Source organism: Winogradskyella algicola, from assembly GCF_005869935.1.
GTDB classification, from domain to species: domain Bacteria; phylum Bacteroidota; class Bacteroidia; order Flavobacteriales; family Flavobacteriaceae; genus Winogradskyella; species Winogradskyella algicola.
Map to the genome: position 1 here is coordinate 315,543 of NZ_SZQF01000002.1, position 21,030 is coordinate 336,572.

Genomic DNA, 21,030 nt, shown 5'->3' on the forward strand with positions numbered 1-21,030 from the left:
CAGACATGCTCGACGTGACGCCAACACGATACCTTTTGTTTAAAATGCTAAATAACTATTATTGTTTGGGTTCTTAATATTTCCCTAGTATTAAATTTACTAAAAAACGTACCAGATGTATTTGACGCTTGATTCTTGATGGCTGGTTAATGAGTCTATATGCCCATTCTAGATTGTTTTTAACCCACCATTTTGGAGCGCGTTTTACATTACCTGTGTACACATCAAAACTTCCTCCTAAGCCTTGATATACGGCTTGATGTTTTTGCTGTATACGCTCCATGAGTAGTTCTTGCTTTGGTGATCCCATAGCTACAAAAACAACATCTGGCTGGTGTTTAACGATATCTTCAATAAGCGTTTTTTCTTCAACTTCATTCTTTATGTAGCCATTTCTGTAGTTACATATGTTAATGCCTTTAAAGTCTTCTTTTAGCTTTGCAACAGTTTCATCTATAACTTCTTGTTTCCCTCCTACCAAATAAAACGTCTTTGTTTTATGGTACTTCTCTACAATATTTAGCCAAAGTTCGCATCCTGGGATTTTAACGACCTCTTTATGTCCTTTTTTGCGCAATGCCCAAACGGCACCTATACCATCTGGATAACCTAAGTTTCGGTTAATAATAGCGCGACTTTGATCTGTAGCATGTAGAATTTTTTCTGCATTTACTGCCACCAATATTTTGTGATGCTGAAAAGCATAGTCTATAAGTTGATCTCTAGATTTTGGCGCATAGGTAATGACGTTATTTAGGGCTTGAAACTGCATGGTTATTTGTTTATTTCTAAATAATAATGTGCCATAGCGTTAAACATAAAGGCATTACTCCATCGCATATATGGAATTTTTGAACTCAATCCTTGCCTGTATTGGTAATAAAAGTAGCCTTTTTTAGACTGCATGTTTTCTATCGTCCAGTTTAGTGTACGCTCTAATAATTCTAAATGTTCTTTAAAGGTGCTCAATTTTGAGGCTGTTACTATGACCTGTGCTGGGCAATGGATATCTATAGGATAGGTTTTATCGTGATAATATTTTGGTTTGCCATCTGCTTCAAAAAAGTGTTCTGTATAGTAGTCCCAACCTTTATCTATGTATTTTTGAAACGTCGTATCGCCTGTATTTTGCTGATAGGTTTCTAAGGCATCTAAATTAAAACCGGTATGAAAACTATCTTTCCAAGACTGTATGGATAATAATCCATATATCCATGAACCATCGTCTTCTTGCAAATCACAAGCTGCAATAACCGCTTTTTTTGCCGTATCTAGATACGTTTGCTTTTGTTTGTATTTGTAGGCGTAGCTTAAAATTTTTGCACCTAACAACGAGGCGTTGATTACCGTATTATTGCCGTCTTTGACACTGTATGAAAAGATGTGTCCGTTACCGTGCTCGGTTCTGGATAAATCTTGCAACACGAATTCTGCTGACGACAGGGCTGTATTTAGCACGTTTTCGTCTTGTGTTATTTTATAGCTTTCTATTAGTGCCTCTACACAAAAGGCAGTTGCCACTACTGTTGGTGTATTTTTTTTGAATAGAAAGAGTCGTCTTGCCTGCCAATCGAAGTTATAGCCCCAACATGCCCCTGCATAACCTTCTACTTTCATGTCTAAAAGTAGTTTGGTTAGATACTTAATTTTCTCTAAAAGCGTTTCTGAGGTTCCGAATTCGGTATTACCATTGCGTGATGCTTCGTATAACCTACAATAGCCCAAAAGGAATAATGCTATCCCTTTTGAGTTGTGCTGCTTAGGTACCAGCAATAGTCTCCTAAAATTAATAGGACTCCTTTTAAAGCCCTGTATCCATGCCAAGCGCGCCAAATCCCAATGTTTAAGCGGTAATGCTTGAAACACTTTAGAGTTTAAACCATCGTAAGGGTCCCAACCTGCGAAGTTTTCGGTTTCGCAATAGGTTTTGAGGTTTTGGAAGCTGTTTTTAAAATTAGGAATCACTTTTTATTTTATAGTTGACTATATATACTCAGCAATCTCGAACTTACGGCACTTATTGAGTAATGCTTTGCTTTTTCTATATTATTTTTTGAAATTGTTTGATATGTATCGTTATCCAGCAACTTTAATACGGTTTCAGCATACCACTCTGGTTTTAATGACAAAGTTAAAAACCCATTGACGCCCTGTTCTACCTGATCTGGTATACCTGCATTGATTCTAGATATTATAGGAAGTCCACTACCCATTGCTTCTAAGATTGTATTTGGAAGCCCTTCTCCATGATATGTCGGAAAAATTAAAATATGAGACTTTTGAAATAATTCATCTTTTGTGTCACCGTGCACAGCCCCTAACACACTACAATTAACAACCTCTTGTTTGTTAATATAATCTTCAACCTCTTTACGTATATCACCATCTCCTGCAATGTATAAACACACATTCTTTATATTATATTTTTTTTGAAGAATCTTTAGTGCATCTATTGCTATATAGACTCCTTTTTCTTTTACCAACCTAGATATAAAAAGCAAATTAACACCCTTATTATCTATTGATTTAGGTATCGAACTTTGATACTCAGACAAGGTTGTTTCTATTATTACATTTTTATTATAACCAAGCTTTTTTATTTTTGATTTAAACACATTGCCAAGTACAATAAACACATTTGCCTTGCACCATATTAATCTAAATATTTGGTTATAAATCTTGTTAGAATGTATTTTATTTTCAAAATCATTACCCCAACCTCTTACAAATACTATTATTTTCTTTCTATGCAATAAAGATATAGCGATTAAAACACTTTCGCGTAAAAAAGCTTTATTTAGTAGCGAAGGATTGACATGAACAATTTTAAACCTAAACAATAAAAAGAAAAAAGAAATATTTCTTTCTATCAATCTTAAAGCCGTATTCTTAAAAATACCACCATTAATATTAAAGTATTTTATGTGTTTATGCTTATCTATCCTTAAAGTCTTATAATAATTGGCAACACCACCTGGCAAGTTTAAATCTGGTACAACTATTAGTACTTTTTTCATATTTATTGTATTAGACACTTATTGCTGTCTGCTTAAAAAACTATCTAAAGCAAATGCCATTTCTGTTTCTATTACAGATTTTTTCTCAACACAAACCCACTCTCCATTTTTTTGGATAAAATAATATGGTGCCGTGTCTAAAGTATGAGTTCCAAAGTATAATGCCTGAAACTCTATTAAAGAGAAATTTTGTTTATCAAAGGCCACATCCATTGCAAAAAACGGAAGGTTTTGTTTTTCAAAAAAATCATGAGCATAATCTAACATACCTGCTGGTATATCTTTGGTATAGTTTATAAGTCCGCTTCCACTTGCTCTGAAGTCATTTTTCTTAACTCTTCTTTCTAAAACATAATATTTATCACCAAATACTAGTATCTTATAGTCTCTATCCATCCCAGATATTAAGTTCTGTACTATAAATTTTCTTCTATATCTAGATTCTCTTTTGTAGCCCTTGTGTTTTATGGCTCTAATATAATCTTTGAGATCATACCAAAAGCTTTTACTATTAGAATAAGATTTTATTTTTTTTAGCGCTTCTTTTTTATTGCTGATTAAAGTTACAGCTTTGCTTGTAGCACCAAACGCACTTTTAAGTACTAGTGGATAACTAAAACTATCGGCAGATTTTTTGAAATCTTCAAAAGTCCCAAAATAATTTGACTTTATATTTTTGATTTCAGGGATAGGTGCCACATCTCTAATAATCTCCATAAACATTTTGTTATGGTGAGCTCTTAAATACTTATATCCTGGTATCACATTTGCACCTATCAATTCTAAGCCTAATACAATATCTTCTACATAGCTTTTGTAAAATAAATTTTCATCTTCTTGGCTAGTGTATAAAAAAACTTTGTCTAAAAAAAACTCCTTGTCTCTAAAATTTAAATCTGTGTAAGACATAAATATGACCTCACGTCCAAGTTTTTTAAACTCCAAGAGAAGTGTCTCTTTATTAAGACCACTTCTGTAAGGTTTAGCATTCCACTTGTATGAAAACCTATTATTGTAGTCTACTAAGAAAACTATTGTTTTATTTTCCATTTACCTCTTTCTCTAAAATATCTATTACAACTTCTCTATGAACTCTGCTCCTTATTGCATTAAGTAATATAGCTTTACTTTTTTTTGAATACGTTCTTTTTACAAAAGGAAATATGGAATTCAGTTTCCTTAAAACTCTACCATATCCTTTAAAAACACTAAAATACAATGGTTCGAACTTTTCAATAAACTTAGCCCAAGATTCATTTATAAAATTCTGATCTAAGACATTTTTGCTCATTTGTTCTGATTCCTCAAAAAACTTTTCGCTTTCTTCTTTATTTAACTTAGCTATACCCGGATAAGTTTGTTTAAATGGTATTTGTTTTATGCGAACCTTATTGTCTTCTAACTCTATCTTAATTAAAAAACCTGTATTCCAGTTAATGGAATTTCTGTTGGCATAATCGAACATGAGGTTACCTTGTCCATAAAAAATATTAGCATTTTTATAAGTTTCCCAGGCACCACATATGTGTGAATGCTGACAAACAACTAAATCTGCCCCCACATCGCATAAATATCTGCAAATTTTTTGCAAGTTAGGTGATGGGTATTTGTAATGTTCTTTGCCTTCATGAAGAATAACAATATTAAAATCGGTTTTTTCTTTAAGATCGATTAACCGCAGGGAAACTTCGCAAATATCTAAAGGATTTACTCCAGCTGTTTTAGTTGTAGCTATTCCAAATTCTGTATCAGACATGGATATTATCCCAACTTTCTTGGCTGCATTTACAACTAATGGCTTGCCAGCTTCATAGATATTTGTACCAGCACCAACACTCTTTAGATTATTTTTAGAGCAAACCTCAATAGTTTCTAACACTCCTTGACTAGAGAAATCACCTATATGATTATTAGCCAAACTCACTACATGTATATTTGACAGGTTTAAAGAATTTGCAGCAAAAACTGGCCCTTTGATATTAGGGCCTGACTTTAAAATTTTTCTTGTAGCATTGGTCAATGGAACCTCTAGATTTATAATATTTAAATCTGATTGTTGGAATTCTTCCTGAAAATCACCAAAAAGCTTAGCATTATTTTTAAAATGGTTTTTATTCGTATTTATTGGGCAAATGTCGCCACCTATGATTATTTTCATGGTTTGTCTCTTTACTACTTAATTACAAGTCCTTTGATTGAATACAATATATTAAGGATAACATCTAACAAAAATAATTTACGATTATCAGATACATTGTACAACTCGGTATATTTATTTACCGCCTCATTGACATTAAAAAAACTATTGAACCATTTTTTGGAATTGATGTTACGATCATTTGATTGAACTAGGCTAAGTATATTTTCTAAATTTAATTTGCTGTCATAATTATCTACCTTAGTTCTTGGCGAAAAATTGGTTTCGAAAACTTGATTGAAATTATGATTATCTACAAGCAAAGGGTAATCATCGTCCTTGTAAGGAACAAGTAAAATTTGACCTAGACTCGAGGCCTCCATAAAGTTTCGACCTGTACCAATAATTATATCACCCACACTGAGAACCCTACTTGCATTATAAGTAAATTTATCATCTGTTTCTATAATAACATGGTTAGATATATTATTTTGATTGATATAATCTAATATATCTCTATATATATCTTCACTCTGAATGGTACCCAAAATTATAAATTTGATATCACATCCTTGTTCTGCAAGCCATTTCACCAAATTAATACCTTGTAATATGGACTTATGATAATGGTTTCCTATTCTAGCAATTCTTAAGATTGTAATTTCCGTATTTATCTTATGTTTTTCTTTAAACGCTTTTACCTTTTCTTCATCTATATAAACAGGTAACACTCTATTAGGTATAAGAACTTTATTAACTTTTTGATATTTTCTATGCTCATCAAAAAAATGTTGATTCTCATGGCTGAAAAGCACTAAATTATCAGCTTTGGGATAGTATAATTTTGGGTTTGGCCCACCGCATTTATTAAGGTAACTAGACTGTCCTAGATTTGCAGAAAGTAATCTTCCAAACGCAAAGGATTCTACATCAAATGCGTGAACTACCTGAGGTTGAATATGTTTAACGATCTTTTTAAGCTTGAGAAAAACCTTAAAAAAATTATATCCGTTATAGTTTACAAATGACATTTTATAGCTACTGGAATCCAGAGATTCTGAGCGTTGCACACCAACATTAATTACATGTACATCATGAACCTGTCCAATGGTATTGGCTATGGTATTTAAACTATGAAAATGCCCTCCTTTTCCATGTCCCTTTGTTGTAATTAAGTAAACTATTCTCATTATTAGTTTTTAGTTAATTAATTGGTTGATGGGTTATAGTCCTACTATTTAGTATCCAAATTCTTTTAGCCTCTAATATGACCAAAGAGATGATAGCATAAATCATTTCGGGAGCAAAGAGATTAACAGAGTAAGAACAGCCAAGGCCAACAACCACCATCCATATAAAAATCACAAGTCCTTCATAAGTGCCTTTAAAAAATAAAAACAACTTAAATACTCTATAAAAAAAGAAAATAATTGCACCCAGTCCTAAAAGACCGTAGTTAAAGAAAAATTCCATAATGTCACTATGCGCCACTATGCTATGACCAATAGTCTTTTGAAAAAAGTCAACTGTTGCATAAAACCCATTGCCAAACAACAACACTAACGGATTATCATTATTCAACATTTCATTTATAATAAGAGTAAACATTCTTCCCCTCCCAGATCCTGCTGTTTCAACATTTTCAAAATCTTCTACACGAGTAAGAAAAATATCCATGTTTAATAAAAAGTAATAGGAAGCCGCAGAAAATACACCTATACCAAAGATTAACTTCAGAAGCTTTTTTTCTTTTACTTTAAACAAAATATAAAAATAATATACTGCAAAAGCTACACTAAATGCCAACAACGCTCCTCTTTTAAACGCTAAAACAATTCCTAATGCAGTTAGCAATATCAATACATTAGTAAACTTATTTCTCATTAGAAGTACTAAAGGGAATAATTTTAATAAATGATACGAATTATTAGATACAAAATAGTTTTTTGACCCTTTCCATAAAGCTGTATTCGAAAAATCCCTAAGTACTACCAAGAAATAAATAACAACCATGGAAACGACAAGTATATTAAGATGTCTCTTAGACACAAGACCCGAGACGATAGCATAGTAAAAGCAATAGTAACCTGCCATCCAATACAACACCTTTAAGAACGGAAAGAGATTTTTTAACAGTAACTCTAAATGTAGTAAACTAACCACACAAAATAACAACAAAAGAAACCTAATAGCTTTGCCCGTAATTGGTTCGGGTATTCTGTATCCCTTTATTTTAATATTAAAAAGATAAACCAACATAACTCCAAAAAAAGCAGCTCTGCCGATTTGCGGCACAATCCTATCTACATTATCGCCTTTTGACGGATACAGTAAATCAAAAAACGACAACAGCGTAAAGAACAGTATTAAGACTAGCCCTTTTTTTGATTTTGTTATGCCCATTTCATTATAATTTTTCTAAAAAAAGTCTACCAAACTTATAATTCTTAGATAATACGTTGCTCAACTTCTAAATCTACTCCAAAAGCTGCTTTAACTTGTTCTTTGGTATGCTTAATAAGCTCTAAAATATCTTTACCTGTTGCATTACCTACATTTACGATAAACCCACTATGCTTTTTGGATATCTCTGCACCACCTACCCTGTAACCTTTAAGCCCAAGCTCATCTAACATTGGCCCAACAAAACGCCCAGGAGGTCTTTTATATACACTGCCACAATTTGGGTATTCTCTAGGTTGTTTTTCCCAACGTCTAGCTTTAGACGCTTCCATAATGGATTTTATGTCTACTGCATTGCCCCTTTGTAGTTGAAACCAAGCTTTTAGAATGACTTTATCATTTTGTTTTTGAAATAGACTGTTGCGATAACTTAACTCTAGATCTTCATTATGTTTTTCTTTAACCAGCATATCTGCCAAATCGAGGTAACGCACCTTAGTTAAAATGTTTTTGGTCTCCCCTTCTTTGGTACCAGCATTCATTACTACAGCACCGCCAACCGAACTTGGTATATCGTAAAAAAACTCTGCGCCAGATAAGCTATGCTTTTGTGCCAAATTACTCACCTCTAAAATGGTTGCGCCAGCTTCTGCCTCAATTACACTTGTAGTTTCATCCACTTTTAATGTATTAAAATTACCATTAAAGATGATAAAATCTGCATCATAATACGGTTTAGAACAAATAATATTATGACCGCTACCTAAAAGTACATAGTCTTGTTTTTTGGTATATAACGCTGTAAGGTCTGCTTCATTTTCTGGAAAAAAAGCATTCTTACAAATCGCTTTTACCCTGTATGCGTTATAATTTGTTAAATCAAAATCTTTGTAATACTTCATTTATTTTTTAGATCAAAAATTTACGTCAATGACTAAATTACTAATCCAATTAAAACCATCACCTTTTGGCATAAGAAAAGTATGTATTTTTAAACTTTGGTCAGCTGGTATTACTTTTTTGACAGTAGTTTTTTGATTCTTTGAAACTTCAATAAAAATTCTTACTGGTTGTTTTGAACGTTTAGCTGAACTAATAATATGACTCATTATTTGTTCATTATAGGCTATCAAATCGTCGGATATTTTCACTTCACAAACCCTTCCATTCTTTATCAAATCTTCATAATCATCTATATCACTTTTGTGTTTTTTGTTTTCACCTAGGTGTATGTTTAAATAACCATTAAGTACCGAAGTTTTAGAAATATGAATCTTAAGCCTGTTTTTACAATTACTTTTAGATTGATTTAATCTAAAATATTGATACTTTTTAAATATAGCTTTAAATAGTTTTTTAGTCTGCTGATTTAACTGTCTCAAAATTTTAAAAAAGGGACTCATCTTCTTTCCTCTCATTTCTTCAATAATAAAATCACTTTCAAAGTTTCTTTTATCAAGATAGCATACTTTTTGAACACTAACTTTTTCTGCTACCATCGATGCAAAAAGGCGAAGCGATCTATTAGCCATATGTATATTTCCTGTAATTTGGTATGGTAAGTTTTTTAAAGTAGAATCTGCGAGTCCAAAGGTTGTGAAAAATGCAGAACCTCTTACAATTTTTATCTCTTTTTCTGCAAATGGAATATTTAGCCTGTTTAAAATAAAAGCTTCTTCGAAATAATTATCTTTAAAATTATCAATTTTAGTAAAAGGACTACTGTTGCCAACCAATTCGAATCCTTGCTTTATTTTATTCATAAAAGCTTCAACGAAACCATTTTTTACAATTCTAATATCATCATGCAAAAAGAGTATATAATCTGGTTTTTGGTTGTTTTTTTTTGATAACCATTGCATAAATTGCACGTGACAACCCCAATCCCAACCAACATTTTCTTCAAAGATAATTTGCCAATTATTATCTCTTAAATAATTTAGAATATTTCTATCAATTTCTGTTACTTTTTTGTGGGATAGAATGTAAAAATCGAAAATAAACGAAGGGTTTAGTTTAGCTTCATCAAGCAAACTTTTATATAGATTTAAATTTCTAAAATAATAGCCTGTTAAGCATATTGCAATTTTTATCATTCTAAATCAAATTTTTTACTATCGTATCCAATAGTTTGTAATTTTGTTTTTACATCCTTATCAATCCAACTTTTATCTTTATTCTTGAAGCGGTTTACTGTTTGTGGTGCAGTTATTTTCAATTTTATTTTTTCTATTGAAGATTGATCTGCCGTGCAACCCATAAACTGTAATAGTTCTTTAATACTACCTTCGTTATGATGTATTAAATCTTCGTAGAACACTATGTGAAAGTTTTCTGCAAATAATTTCCGCCCTTTTTCAATACTGTACTTGTTAAAATTGTACCAAAAGTCAAATTTGTTTTTTTCTGACTCATTCTTATTATCGATATCAAAATATTCTGAGTAATTATAAAATTGTTGATTGTTTTTAGAATATACCATATCTAATCCATTTCTTATTAGCAAGATGAATTTAGATTTAGGGTACTTATAGTAAATATCTTCTATGAACATAATCGTATGAGGTTCTTTCCATCCCCATAATTGTTCATCAACACCTCTCCGCTTAAAAAGAATTCCTTTATACCTGTAAAGTATCCATTTAAAATTGTACTTACGAAATTGAAAAAAATGAAGGATAGAGGCTCTTAGTATAAAATAACAGTCCAAAAAATTCAATCTCTTGTTTAGCAGAAGTTTATTGTGCGTATCTAAAAGACGATTTATATACCTACTTCGCTTACCAAAATATTTTTTAAAATGGGTTGGTAATTTAAATAATAACGTAAATGATAAGTCATCGTCTGCACGATTAACATCGTAACCAAAATTAAAATTAATTTCTTTAAATATATCTACAATAACTCTAGTTCCCGAACCACCTAGCCCACTGATAAAGGTAAAGTCTTTTTTCATTTAAAAATTTTTATTGGTAAAGTTAAGATCCCTGTTTTTTTCTGTGCTACAATGACCTTAATTATGTTTTCTAGAGCCACTGTCACAGACATGGTTATAGCAGCACCTAAAAGCCCATACCATGAGATAAGAATAAAATTTAAAATTAAATTGAGCACCACAAAAACGAAAGATATATAACCATGTTGTTTTTCAAAACCACACATTACTAACAATAAACCCGAGCACCCTGTTGCTATATTGAAAAATTGACCAATACTCAAAATAACCAAAATTTGGTATGCGACGATAAATTCTTCACCCCAAAGATTTAAAACATACTTTCCGGCAATTATAAAAATAATCACAGGTAAGCCTGCTATAAATGTCAAACCTTTGGTGGTTTGCCTTACCATTACTTCCATTTCTTTTTTTTTGCCCTCTGCATTTAAACCTGCTAACTTTGGTGAGACAACAGAGTTTGTCACTTTTAAAAAAAAACTTGTTAAAAGTGCAATACTTGTCGCAACAGTATACAAGCCAACTTCTTTTGAATTACTTAGCCAACCAAGTAAAACAACTGCTGCATTAGCTGAAATTATGCTGCTTATTGATATCCACAACAGAGGCAGCGCAGGTCTTATTAACTTTTTTACAACAAATTTTGGCTTACTATTATTTGTAAATAATTTTTTCCAATAAACACCAATGACTATGGTAACTATTAGGCTACTTACACCATAGACAATTGCAACTCTAACAATAGAAATTTCTGTATCTGTAATATACATTAAGAAAAGTGATATTGCTATTAAGATCGAACTCAGTGTTTTGTCTACCAAATTACTTTGCCAAATTTTTCTATATCCGTTTACCCCTGCACTAAATAATCTTGAAAAAGTTTGAGGAACCAGAGATATTACTGCTACAACCAGGGGTATCATCAAATCAGGTTCATTAAAAACGTTAAATGCTAACCAAGGAGATATTAACAAAAGAATGCTAACAACAATTATAGAAAGTAAACCATTAAAAATATAAGCCGTATGCATGTACGACCCTATTCTATTAAATTGTTTTAGATTATACCCTACAGCTATATTTTTAACTAATACTGTCCTTGTACCCAATAAGCAAAATACAAGAGCGATAGCAATTACTCTATTAGAAAGATTAATAATCCCTAAACCTGATGCACCAATTGCTCTACCTAGAAAAATGCTAACCACAAGAGCTACAATCATGCCAGTACCTTTTACAAACATGGAAGCAATAGATTTTTTAATTACTTCTCTTGTATGAATATCGAGAGATTTAAACTTATTTTTTAGTAATCTACTCATCGATTCATATTAACTCCCAATCCTTGCAATTTATCATGTAGGTTTTCGTACCCTCTACCAATTTGCCAAGCATTTTCAATGGTAGTTTCTCCATCTGCTGTAAGTCCTGCTAAAACCAAAGCAATACCAGCTCTTAAATCTAGTGCAGTAACCGTAGCTCCTGTAAGTGGATTGCCACCATGTATCTTAAGCAAGTCTCCATCTATTTGATAATCCATACCCATTTTTGCTAATTCTTCGGCATATCCATAACGTCCAGGAAATCTTAAATCTATAATGCGGGATTCCCCTTTGGATACTGCACCAAACACCGCAAACAAGGGCTGCATGTCTGAGTTGATACCTGGATATGGCCCAGTACTAATATCTATAGGATAAGCTTCGCCTCCTCTTACAATCAACGAGTTTTCGCCTCTGTAAAATTGCATGCCACTCTCTCTTAGGTGTACCAAAGGGACTTCGAGATGCTCAAAAGGGAAATCTAAAATTTCAACATCACCATGTGTTACCACAGCACCAATAGCCCAAGTTAAGGCTTCCATATTATCTGGTATTACACTATGCTTTACACCACTTAATTTTTCTACACCTTCTATAACAATACATTTTTGGCCAAACACCTTAATCTTTGCTCCCATTTTGTTGAGCATGGTAATAAGGTCTATAATTTCTGGCCGTATGTGTGGATTCCAAACTGTAGTAGTGCCTTCTGCTAACGTTGCACACAAAATGGCATTTTCTGTTGCACCAGTAGAACGCATAGACAAATGAAGGTCTCCACCTTTAAGTTTTCCGTTTGCTTTGGTACACAGATAGCCCTCTTCTTCCCATACTTTGGCACCCATCTGCTCTAAAATCATAACGTGCAAATCATACTTGCGCTCGCCTAATTTACAGCCACCTGGTAATGGTACTTTTCCATGACCAAATCTTGTGGTTAGCGTTCCTAAAATGAGTAATGAGTTTCTGATGGATCGCTCGTCCCATAAAAGTTCTGGGTTAATGGTATTCTCTGTAATCTTTAAAAAACGGTCACCCTCTTCACAAATCTTGCCCATTTTATTGAGCATTTTAATATGTACTTGCATATCTAACAATCCGTTGGGAGCATTAGAAATTTCAACAGGTTCATCTGTTAATACTGATGCTGTGAGTAGTTTAAGCCCACTATTTTTAGCACCACTGAGTCTTACCTGACCTTGTAGTTGTGCTTTTTTTACTTTAAGTATATCCATTATTTGTTAAAAACTTAGCCAATTACACCTACCAACTTTATCTATAAACAGGTTATAAATTACGGCTACGTTACAAATCTAAAACAATTCTCTTAGCATCATAACAAAGTAGCTCCAAATTAATACCATTTACCTTATGTTGTGTATTCTCTTACTACATGCTTTTATTAAGGTATACATAAGATGATAAAAAGTGTTTTTATCAAACAAGATTGTAAGAAAGTAATTATTAAAATTTATTATATTTGTGAGAATTAAGTTATCAAACACCAACTCGAACAAAGGATTTTATTGATTTCATGAGGGAATCTTTAATATTTTCAACCTTTTGTAGTAGTATTCACACTCATACTACCAACTTCCTAGCCCCTTATAGTTTTCGTTTTAAACAACTAAAAGTCATCGTATTTGAAGGTCTTATATCTCAAGTACGATTTTTTTATAATCCATTGACAACTTTAAAAACTAATATGATATGATTAACGACTCCTAATGATTACAAAAACAACACATTAATTAATTCTTGTGACCACTTTTTAACTAATGTGTATTGTTTAATGTTTTAACCCTTAAATAATAACATTGAAAATTCTTAACTAGCACTTGGTATTCTTGCTACAACCACGTGTTATATTCTCATATTTAGAATTCCATTTTCATTGTTATGTACTATCAAAACCTTTGATGTTTTTGTTGGTATTAATGTTTGCTGCCCTTATCTGGTAGGAACATCAACATCCATCAAACAGGCAGAGGTGTGTATTTATTAAAAATTATAATTGAACTACTAATGTTTAAAAACAATGAAAAAGAACACTTTGCACTTATTTTGTGCACTTTGCTGTCTCATATCCTTTGGGCAGAGCACCATATACCTTGAAGACTTTACCGGCCAAACTGGTAAGGGAGCGATAGGGTCTGACGATGACGACCCAAGTATTGACCTATCTGGCGTTAACTGGTCTATTGATATCAGTAACGCTAACCTTACTAACACTAATGATTATTTTGCGGTGATTGATGTGGGTGGTAATGAATTTTTAGAAGGTAGAGACTTAGACACCAATGCCTCTTGGTTATCTCCTATTATTGATATTTCTAATTACACTGCCGTGGCATTTTCTTTAACGGTAACAGAATCTAATGGTACTGGAGGTAACAATCTAGAACCCACTGATACTGTACTCATTGAATATCGCATAGATTCTGGTACCTGGACCACAGCATCAATAAACGGAACACTTTCTGATGATTATGATCTTACGTTGAGTAGTACATCGGGTTTATTGGGCTCTACATTAGAACTTAGGGTCACTATGACCAATAATGGTGGTGGTGAACGTCAACGCATCGATGCTATTGAAGTTACCGGAACAAGTGACTGTACTACTGCTTTTTCCCTACCATTTAACGAAGGGTTTGAAGGAGGTGTCTTTCCGCCCGCATGTTGGCAAAGCTTTAGAGGCTCAAATAACTTAGGAACCATTAATGATTGGACCAGCTCAACACTTTTAGCCAATTCTGGCACAACATCTGCGTTTGTGGAGTACGAAGTGGTTACAGGAGGTAACGCTGAAGATTGGTTGGTTACTCCTGCTATTGACTTGGGAAGCGCACAGACACAGTTACGGTTTTTTGCAAGGGAACAGTTTACTTTAGATTGGAATACCGAGTATTCCGTCAGAGTATCACAAACATCACCGACAGATATTTCAAGTTTTACAACTATTGAAACATACAACGAAGCCGAGTTGGGTTCTACCTTTAATGAAAAAACCATCGACCTATCTCATTACAGTGGCATCATCTATATTGCCTTTGTAATGGAACAGAATGATGGTGATAATTGGTTTTTGGATGATATTTCGGTCGTTGAACTTGCACCATGTACCATTCCTGACGCGGTGACCAATGTATCTGCCAATTACGACGGCAATGCTATTAATCTAAATTGGGCATTAGGCAGCTGTTATGACGACATCCTTGTTATAGCCCGAGAAGGTAGTGCTGTAAGCTCAACACCCACAGGAGATGGTAGTATTTACAGTCCTGATACAATCTTTGGCAATGGCACAGAAATTTCAACTGACGAATTTGTTGTTTTTAACGCTATTGGCAGCAGTGTTGCTGTTAGCAATGTAAGCCTCGGCAACACCTATCATTTCGAAATTTTCACAAGAAAAGGTACTTCTTGGAGTTCTGGTGTTCCTGTAAGCCTAGCTATAGATTATTGTACCGTAAATGGTGACACTAGTTTTGATACCTCAATTACTCTGGTTGATTTTGGAAGTATTAATAACGTTACGACTCAAGGGTCTGGTTATGACGATTTTACAGCACAATCCACAAGCATTGCCAGAGGTGAATCTGAAGATTTAACTGTAAACCTTAATACGGATGGTAATTTTGCTGTGTATAGCTATGCTTGGATCGATTGGAATAGAGATGGTGATTTTGATGATGCTGGTGAGACCTATGACTTAGGAGAGGCGATTAATACACCCAATGGACCTACATCTAATAGTGCTTTAACTATTGAGGTTCCCTTGGATGCCGCACTTGGGGATACAAGAATGCGTATTTTATGCCAATACTTTTTTTCGAATGTACCAACAAATGGCCCGTGTGATGGCTCTACAGATGGTGAAATAGAAGATTACACTGTTACAGTTCTTCCTGGTATAACATACACTTACAATAATGGTTGGTCACCTACAGACCCTAATGGAGTAGCAACTCTGGCTAATCCAATACTTGTTGAAGCTGGTAATGCCATCTTTAATTCTAATACAAATGCCCAATCCATCACTGTTGAAGCTGGCGCCAGCGTCACTGTAAATAGTGGTGTTGATTTAAATGTTTCTAACATCTTTACTCTAGAGTCCACATCCACAAGCTACTCTAGCCTTATATTAGATGGTACAATAAACGGCACTATAGAATATAAACGCCATGTGAATAGTGCTGCAGGTGCCGGTGCAACTACTACAGCAAATGATCTTATAAGTGCTCCACTGGTTGGACAGACTTTTGGTGATTTTAGAGCAGCAAACCCAAACCTACTGTCAGGAACTATTGGCGGCAATACAGCATTTTTGTTTGGCCCTTTTGATACTTCAACGGGCAGTTATATCAATTTTACGCCATCAAACGATACCAGTACTATGGGAGCTGGTATTGGTTACCGTACAGGCTCTACTAATAACTCCACGTTTACATTTACGGGAAATGCAGAAACCACAACAGTTAATGTACCTGTGGTTTCAGATGGTTCAAGTGATTGGAATTTGATAGGAAATCCCTATCCAAGTTATATCAATGTACAAGCCTTTTTGAACAATATGGCTAACTCTGGTCTTATCGATGAGAATGCAGTAGGCGTCTATGGCTATGATGGTGCCGCATCCGATGGTTGGACCATTTATAACCTCGCAACTACCACTCCAAGTACTGTAGTTGCCCCAGGACAAGGTTTTTTTATTAATGCTGAAAGCTCTGGAACTATTGAATTTACTCCCGGAATGCGTACTACTGGTACTGATGATGATTTTATAGCCGGAAGGAATACTAACATTTTAACATATCTTAAACTTCAGTTGAGCAGTAGCACCGCACGTTATAAAACGGACTTCTATTTTAACCCAGAAGCTAGTACGAGTTTAGATATAGGTTACGATGCGTCGGTATGGAATAGCCAACCGGCTCATTTTTCGATTCATTCGTATCTTGTGGAAGAGGGTAATGATACTGCCATGTCAGTACAAGCGCTTCATAGCTATGACCTCAACAATGTTATGATACCGTTGGGTATTAGCATCAATCCTAATGAACCTGTTACATTTTCAATCTTAGAGTCTACCTTACCTGGAGGGATAAACGTGTATCTTGAAGATGTAGTTGCTGGGAGCGTTACATTACTTAATGCGCATAACTATGAGGCCACATTAAATACTGCTGTAGTAGATAAAGGTCGCTTCTATATACGTTTTGTTAATCAAGCTTTAAGTCAAAATGAAACCGCTTTGGAACAACTTGGTTTATTTGTCAATCAAGAGCAGCGTTCATTAGCTATAAAAGGACAACTTTATACAGTTTCCGAACTGAAGCTTTTTGATATACAAGGTCGTCTTTTGATACAACAGCAATTAAAAGCCCATCTAAGTTCACAAGAGGTTGATTTGATCGACTTGCCCTCTGGTGTATTTATCGTTTCCATTGAAAGTGCCCATACCAGTAAAACACAGAAGATTGTTTTGAAATAGGAAGAAATTAGCAGAATGAACAAAAAAAGCGCGGTAACCTGCGCTTTTTTAGTTTATATTGAAGATTGAAGAATCATTATTAACGCTTTGTTAATATCTAAAGCCCTAATGGGTCTATAGTTTTATTATATTTGTCATCCTTTTCTACTTTATTGAATTATAATTACTACTTATTGTTATCGTTAAACAATTTATTTAAAAACACATGAAACATTTTTACACAATTTTAATTGCCATTTTATTTACAAGCATTGGGTTTGGGCAGACTACGATTGCAGTTCAGGACTTTGATGGTTCAACTCCAACATGGAACTATACTTCTAACCCTGCGCCCTATAGTACAGGGAGCGATGATTGGGATATAGTTACTACCAATAACGACCCTGCGGGAACAACAGGCAGTTTTTGGGGAATTCAGGATATAGATAATCCGAATGGTGGGGGCGCATTTGAGCACACCCTAACATTTGACGCAATTAATGTATCTAGTTATAATAGTGTTGAAATCTCTTTTGATTTTTACACTATAGGATTTGATGGATCTGATGAAATAAGGTATGAAGTCTTTTACGGTCCTGTAGGTTCTGAAGTTGGACAAGGTATCGTAAGCTTAAACAAAGACACTCAAGCTTGGACTACAATTACAGTTACAATACCTGACACTGCTGATTCAGCTTATCTTGTGCTAGGTGCCCAACAAAATGGTGGTTCCGATTATGCTGGATTTGATAATATAAACATAGAAGGTATAGAAATTGTTTCTTCAAACGATACTGATTCTGAAATTTATGATTCTGGCTCACAACCAGTTGGCACAACACTTTCTTCTTTAGCTGACACCTCAGCTGAAGCCATCGATGTTTTTGAATTTACAATTGAAGATATTGGAACTAGTGATGGCTTAAGCACCTTGGTTACTAATGTAAGATTGTTTCCTCACACAACAAATACAGCAGACTGGACAGAAACCATTCAAGGTATAACGTTAAATAATGGTAGCCTTATTCCAATCGAAAATTTAAATATTACTGACGGCTTTATAGACGCTACAATTATTTCTGGAAATTTAGATGTAGCAGATGGTACATCCTCTACAGTAACAGTAGGGGTATATCTAAACTCTACAGGTCTAACTGACGGAAGCACAATTGCCTTTATGGTAGATGCTGACAATCATGGATTTACTACTGACTTAGCTGGAAGTGGATTTGCTACTAGTTTAACACTAGGTGATTTTAATTCTAATGATTTTGTTGTTGATGTAGAAGCTACACAATTATCTTACATTGAACAACCTAGTAATACTATTATTAACACTGTAATGTCGCCATCTGTTGAAGTTGCTTATACTGATGTAAACGGCAACGTGGATATAGATTATAGTGGTTCTGGTTTTGATATTGCATTGACAACATCAGGAAGTTTTGATGCTTCAGCTACAACTACCGTTGAAGCAGTCGATGGTTTAGCTACTTTTTCAAACCTAGTTTTTGACAATAGCGCAAGTGGTATAGTATTAACAGCTGTAGACAACTCGACTTTAATCAGTGGCTCCTACGACTCTATGACTTTTGATATCAATTTAGCGCCTATAGCACCTTTAGCTGGTGATTTAATTATTACGGAAGTGAGTGATGCTAGTAATTTTAATAATGAATTTATTGAAATATATAATACTACAACTAATATCATAGACATGAGCACGTCAAAACTTGTTATGCAAAGCGACGGAACAGTTTGGGATTTTGATGATGATATTGCTAATGCTTCAATACCTGCTAATGGTTTTTTAATAGTAACGCGAGGTGGAACACAGACAAATTTTGAAACTGAGTTTGGCTCTTTAAATACAGAAACTGTTTTTGTTCAAGGTACGAGTGCTATGTTCTTTGGTACTGGCACAGCGCGTAGTTGGCAAATTTACGAAGGTGGTACAGTAAGCACTGCTGATGGCACTTTGATTGACGATACGGTTAATGCTGTAGGTGGTAGTGATAGAGACTTTTTTGATTTTGTAACCGACACTTACATTTCCACATCAGAAAATTTAGCTAATCCAGGTGTAATAGATAATTTGGTTTATGCTTCTGGTACATGGAAGTACAACGCCCAGGCAGATGAGAACTCAAATGAGTCCAATGCATTCATTTTAGATGATTTTGTTGCTAGTGCCGATATAAACACTAATACATTCACTATAAATCCCGGTGCCAGTCTTACCGTTAATTCTGGTGTAACTTTAGATGCAACTAATGGTACAACTTTAGAGTCGACATCAACAAGTTATTCTAGTTTAATTCTAGATGGTACACTTACAGGTACTGTGACATATAATCGCTATGTAAATACTAACGATGCTGTAAATGGTAACGACTTAATTAGTGCCCCTTTAAGCGGACAAGCATTTGATGTCTTTATTGGCAATAACACTAATATTTTAACAAACTCAACAGGACCAGAGGTTTTATTTGGTGGTTTTGACAACGACAATGCCAGCGCACCATATGAATTATGGAACGATACTGATACTACACCACTTACTGCTGGTGTGGGTTACCGTAGCGGTATTGATCCTGTTGCCGGTTCAAATTTAGTATCTTTTGAAGGTACTGTAAATACTGGTTTGGTTCAAGTACCAATTGCTCAGGGTACAGCAAGTATTCTTAACTTGGTTGGTAACCCTTTCCCTTCTTACTTAGATGCCCAAGCTTTTTTAACTCAAAATGCTGCGGTCTTAGATCCAAGTGCCGTGGTGATTTATGGTTACAATGACAGTACTGACGGTACTTCTGCTGATGATTACACGATTATCAGTGCCATAGAAAACAATACACTAAACATTGCCCCTGGTCAAGGGTTCTTTGTAGCTTCCAATGTTGTTGGTGGCAACCTTCAGTTTACAACAAGCACTCCAGATATGCGTATTATATCTACCGATGATGACTTTATTGCTGGCAGATCGGCTATATCGAACGTTAATATCAATTTAAGTAATACTACGGACAATTTTATCACTAAGGTATATTTTACAGCCTCTAGCGGCTTAGGTTTAGACCCTGGTTATGATGCTAGTCTGCTTGGTGGTATTGCACCAGCTTTTTCTCTATTTTCGCACTTAGTAGAAGAGAATATGGACGTGCCGTTTGCAACGCAGGCCATTGGAAAAACAGATTATAACGACACAACTATTGCCTTGGGTGTTAATGCTAATATGGGTGAGCAGTTGACTTTTAGCATTGCTGAAAACACAATGCCAGCCTCTATTGAAGTGTATTTGGACGATACGCTAACCAGCACCTCTACCTTATTAAACGCTGCTGATTATGTATTAACGCCTTCTGAGGATTTAAATGGTACGGGACGTTTTTACTTAAGGTTCTCTAATAGTGCATTGTCTACAACAGATGCTATTTTTGATGGTATTTCAATATATGGCAACCAGACCAACAGAACTATCAGTATCGCAGGACAACTGACCGAAGGGACTTCTGCTAATGTATATGATATACAAGGACGTTTGGTTACTGCTAGACCGCTAGTGTCTGACTCGACATTACAGACTATCGATGCCAGCAACTTACATACAGGTGTGTATATTGTGAAGCTCGTTAATGGTAATGCCGTTAAGACTCAAAAAATTATATTGAAATAAAGAGAAAAAATTCTCATACAGAATGAAACGCACTCAGTATTGGGTG

General features: G+C 34.4%; 14 protein-coding genes. 2 read left to right on the forward strand and 12 right to left on the reverse strand.

The genetic code is table 11. The features are described 5' to 3' along the window. Positions 1 to 73: 73 nt before the first annotated feature. From FC091_RS05980 to murA, 12 genes are read right to left on the reverse strand one after another with little or no spacing between them, the layout of a single operon-like run. Complete coding sequence (locus tag FC091_RS05980) at positions 74 to 772, reverse strand: WecB/TagA/CpsF family glycosyltransferase (RefSeq protein ID WP_138433362.1); 699 nt, start codon at positions 770 to 772, stop codon at positions 74 to 76. A 2-nt stretch (positions 773 to 774) separates the two neighbouring features. Further along, entirely contained in the window at positions 775 to 1,965 is a 1,191-nt protein-coding gene (locus FC091_RS05985; RefSeq protein WP_212745828.1) for a delta-aminolevulinic acid dehydratase, read from the reverse strand. Positions 1,966 to 1,973: 8 nt separating this feature from the next. Next, a complete protein-coding gene (locus tag FC091_RS05990; RefSeq protein WP_138433363.1) occupies positions 1,974 to 3,017 on the reverse strand; it encodes a glycosyltransferase family 4 protein in 1,044 nt (347 codons plus the stop codon). A gap of 18 nt (positions 3,018 to 3,035) precedes the next feature. Further along, entirely contained in the window at positions 3,036 to 4,067 is a 1,032-nt protein-coding gene (locus FC091_RS05995; protein ID WP_138433364.1) for an ATP-grasp domain-containing protein, read from the reverse strand. Continuing rightward, positions 4,057 to 5,175 carry a CapA family protein gene (locus FC091_RS06000; RefSeq protein ID WP_138433365.1) on the reverse strand — a complete coding sequence of 373 codons (1,119 nt, stop codon included), beginning with the start codon at positions 5,173 to 5,175 and terminating at the stop codon, positions 4,057 to 4,059. The genes FC091_RS05995 and FC091_RS06000 overlap by 11 nt, the downstream gene beginning before the upstream one ends. 14 nt (positions 5,176 to 5,189) lie before the next feature. Next, positions 5,190 to 6,344, reverse strand: coding sequence for a glycosyltransferase (locus tag FC091_RS06005; protein ID WP_138433366.1), 1,155 nt, complete (start codon positions 6,342 to 6,344; stop codon positions 5,190 to 5,192). 13 nt (positions 6,345 to 6,357) lie between these two features. Then, positions 6,358 to 7,557 carry an O-antigen ligase family protein gene (locus tag FC091_RS06010; protein ID WP_138433367.1) on the reverse strand — a complete coding sequence of 400 codons (1,200 nt, stop codon included), beginning with the start codon at positions 7,555 to 7,557 and terminating at the stop codon, positions 6,358 to 6,360. Positions 7,558 to 7,601: 44 nt separating this feature from the next. Then, positions 7,602 to 8,459, reverse strand: a complete 858-nt coding sequence (gene murB / locus FC091_RS06015) for a UDP-N-acetylmuramate dehydrogenase (RefSeq protein WP_138433368.1) — start codon at positions 8,457 to 8,459, stop codon at positions 7,602 to 7,604. A gap of 12 nt (positions 8,460 to 8,471) precedes the next feature. After that, positions 8,472 to 9,653 carry a hypothetical protein gene (locus FC091_RS06020; protein WP_138433369.1) on the reverse strand — a complete coding sequence of 394 codons (1,182 nt, stop codon included), beginning with the start codon at positions 9,651 to 9,653 and terminating at the stop codon, positions 8,472 to 8,474. Then, positions 9,650 to 10,513, reverse strand: coding sequence for a sulfotransferase (locus FC091_RS06025; RefSeq protein WP_138433370.1), 864 nt, complete (start codon positions 10,511 to 10,513; stop codon positions 9,650 to 9,652). Before FC091_RS06025 ends, FC091_RS06020 begins: the two co-directional genes overlap by 4 nt. Further along, positions 10,510 to 11,835, reverse strand: coding sequence for an oligosaccharide flippase family protein (locus tag FC091_RS06030; RefSeq protein WP_138433371.1), 1,326 nt, complete (start codon positions 11,833 to 11,835; stop codon positions 10,510 to 10,512). The genes FC091_RS06025 and FC091_RS06030 overlap by 4 nt, the downstream gene beginning before the upstream one ends. Further along, positions 11,832 to 13,070, reverse strand: a complete 1,239-nt coding sequence (gene murA / locus FC091_RS06035) for a UDP-N-acetylglucosamine 1-carboxyvinyltransferase (protein WP_138433372.1) — start codon at positions 13,068 to 13,070, stop codon at positions 11,832 to 11,834. Before murA ends, FC091_RS06030 begins: the two co-directional genes overlap by 4 nt. A gap of 803 nt (positions 13,071 to 13,873) precedes the next feature. Between murA and FC091_RS06040 the strand changes: the two genes are divergently transcribed. Further along, positions 13,874 to 17,332 (forward strand): T9SS-dependent choice-of-anchor J family protein, encoded by a 3,459-nt coding sequence (locus tag FC091_RS06040; protein WP_138433373.1) that lies wholly within the window; start codon positions 13,874 to 13,876, stop codon positions 17,330 to 17,332. A gap of 205 nt (positions 17,333 to 17,537) precedes the next feature. After that, positions 17,538 to 20,984, forward strand: coding sequence for a T9SS type A sorting domain-containing protein (locus FC091_RS06045; RefSeq protein ID WP_138433374.1), 3,447 nt, complete (start codon positions 17,538 to 17,540; stop codon positions 20,982 to 20,984). The last annotated feature ends 46 nt before the right edge of the window (positions 20,985 to 21,030 follow it).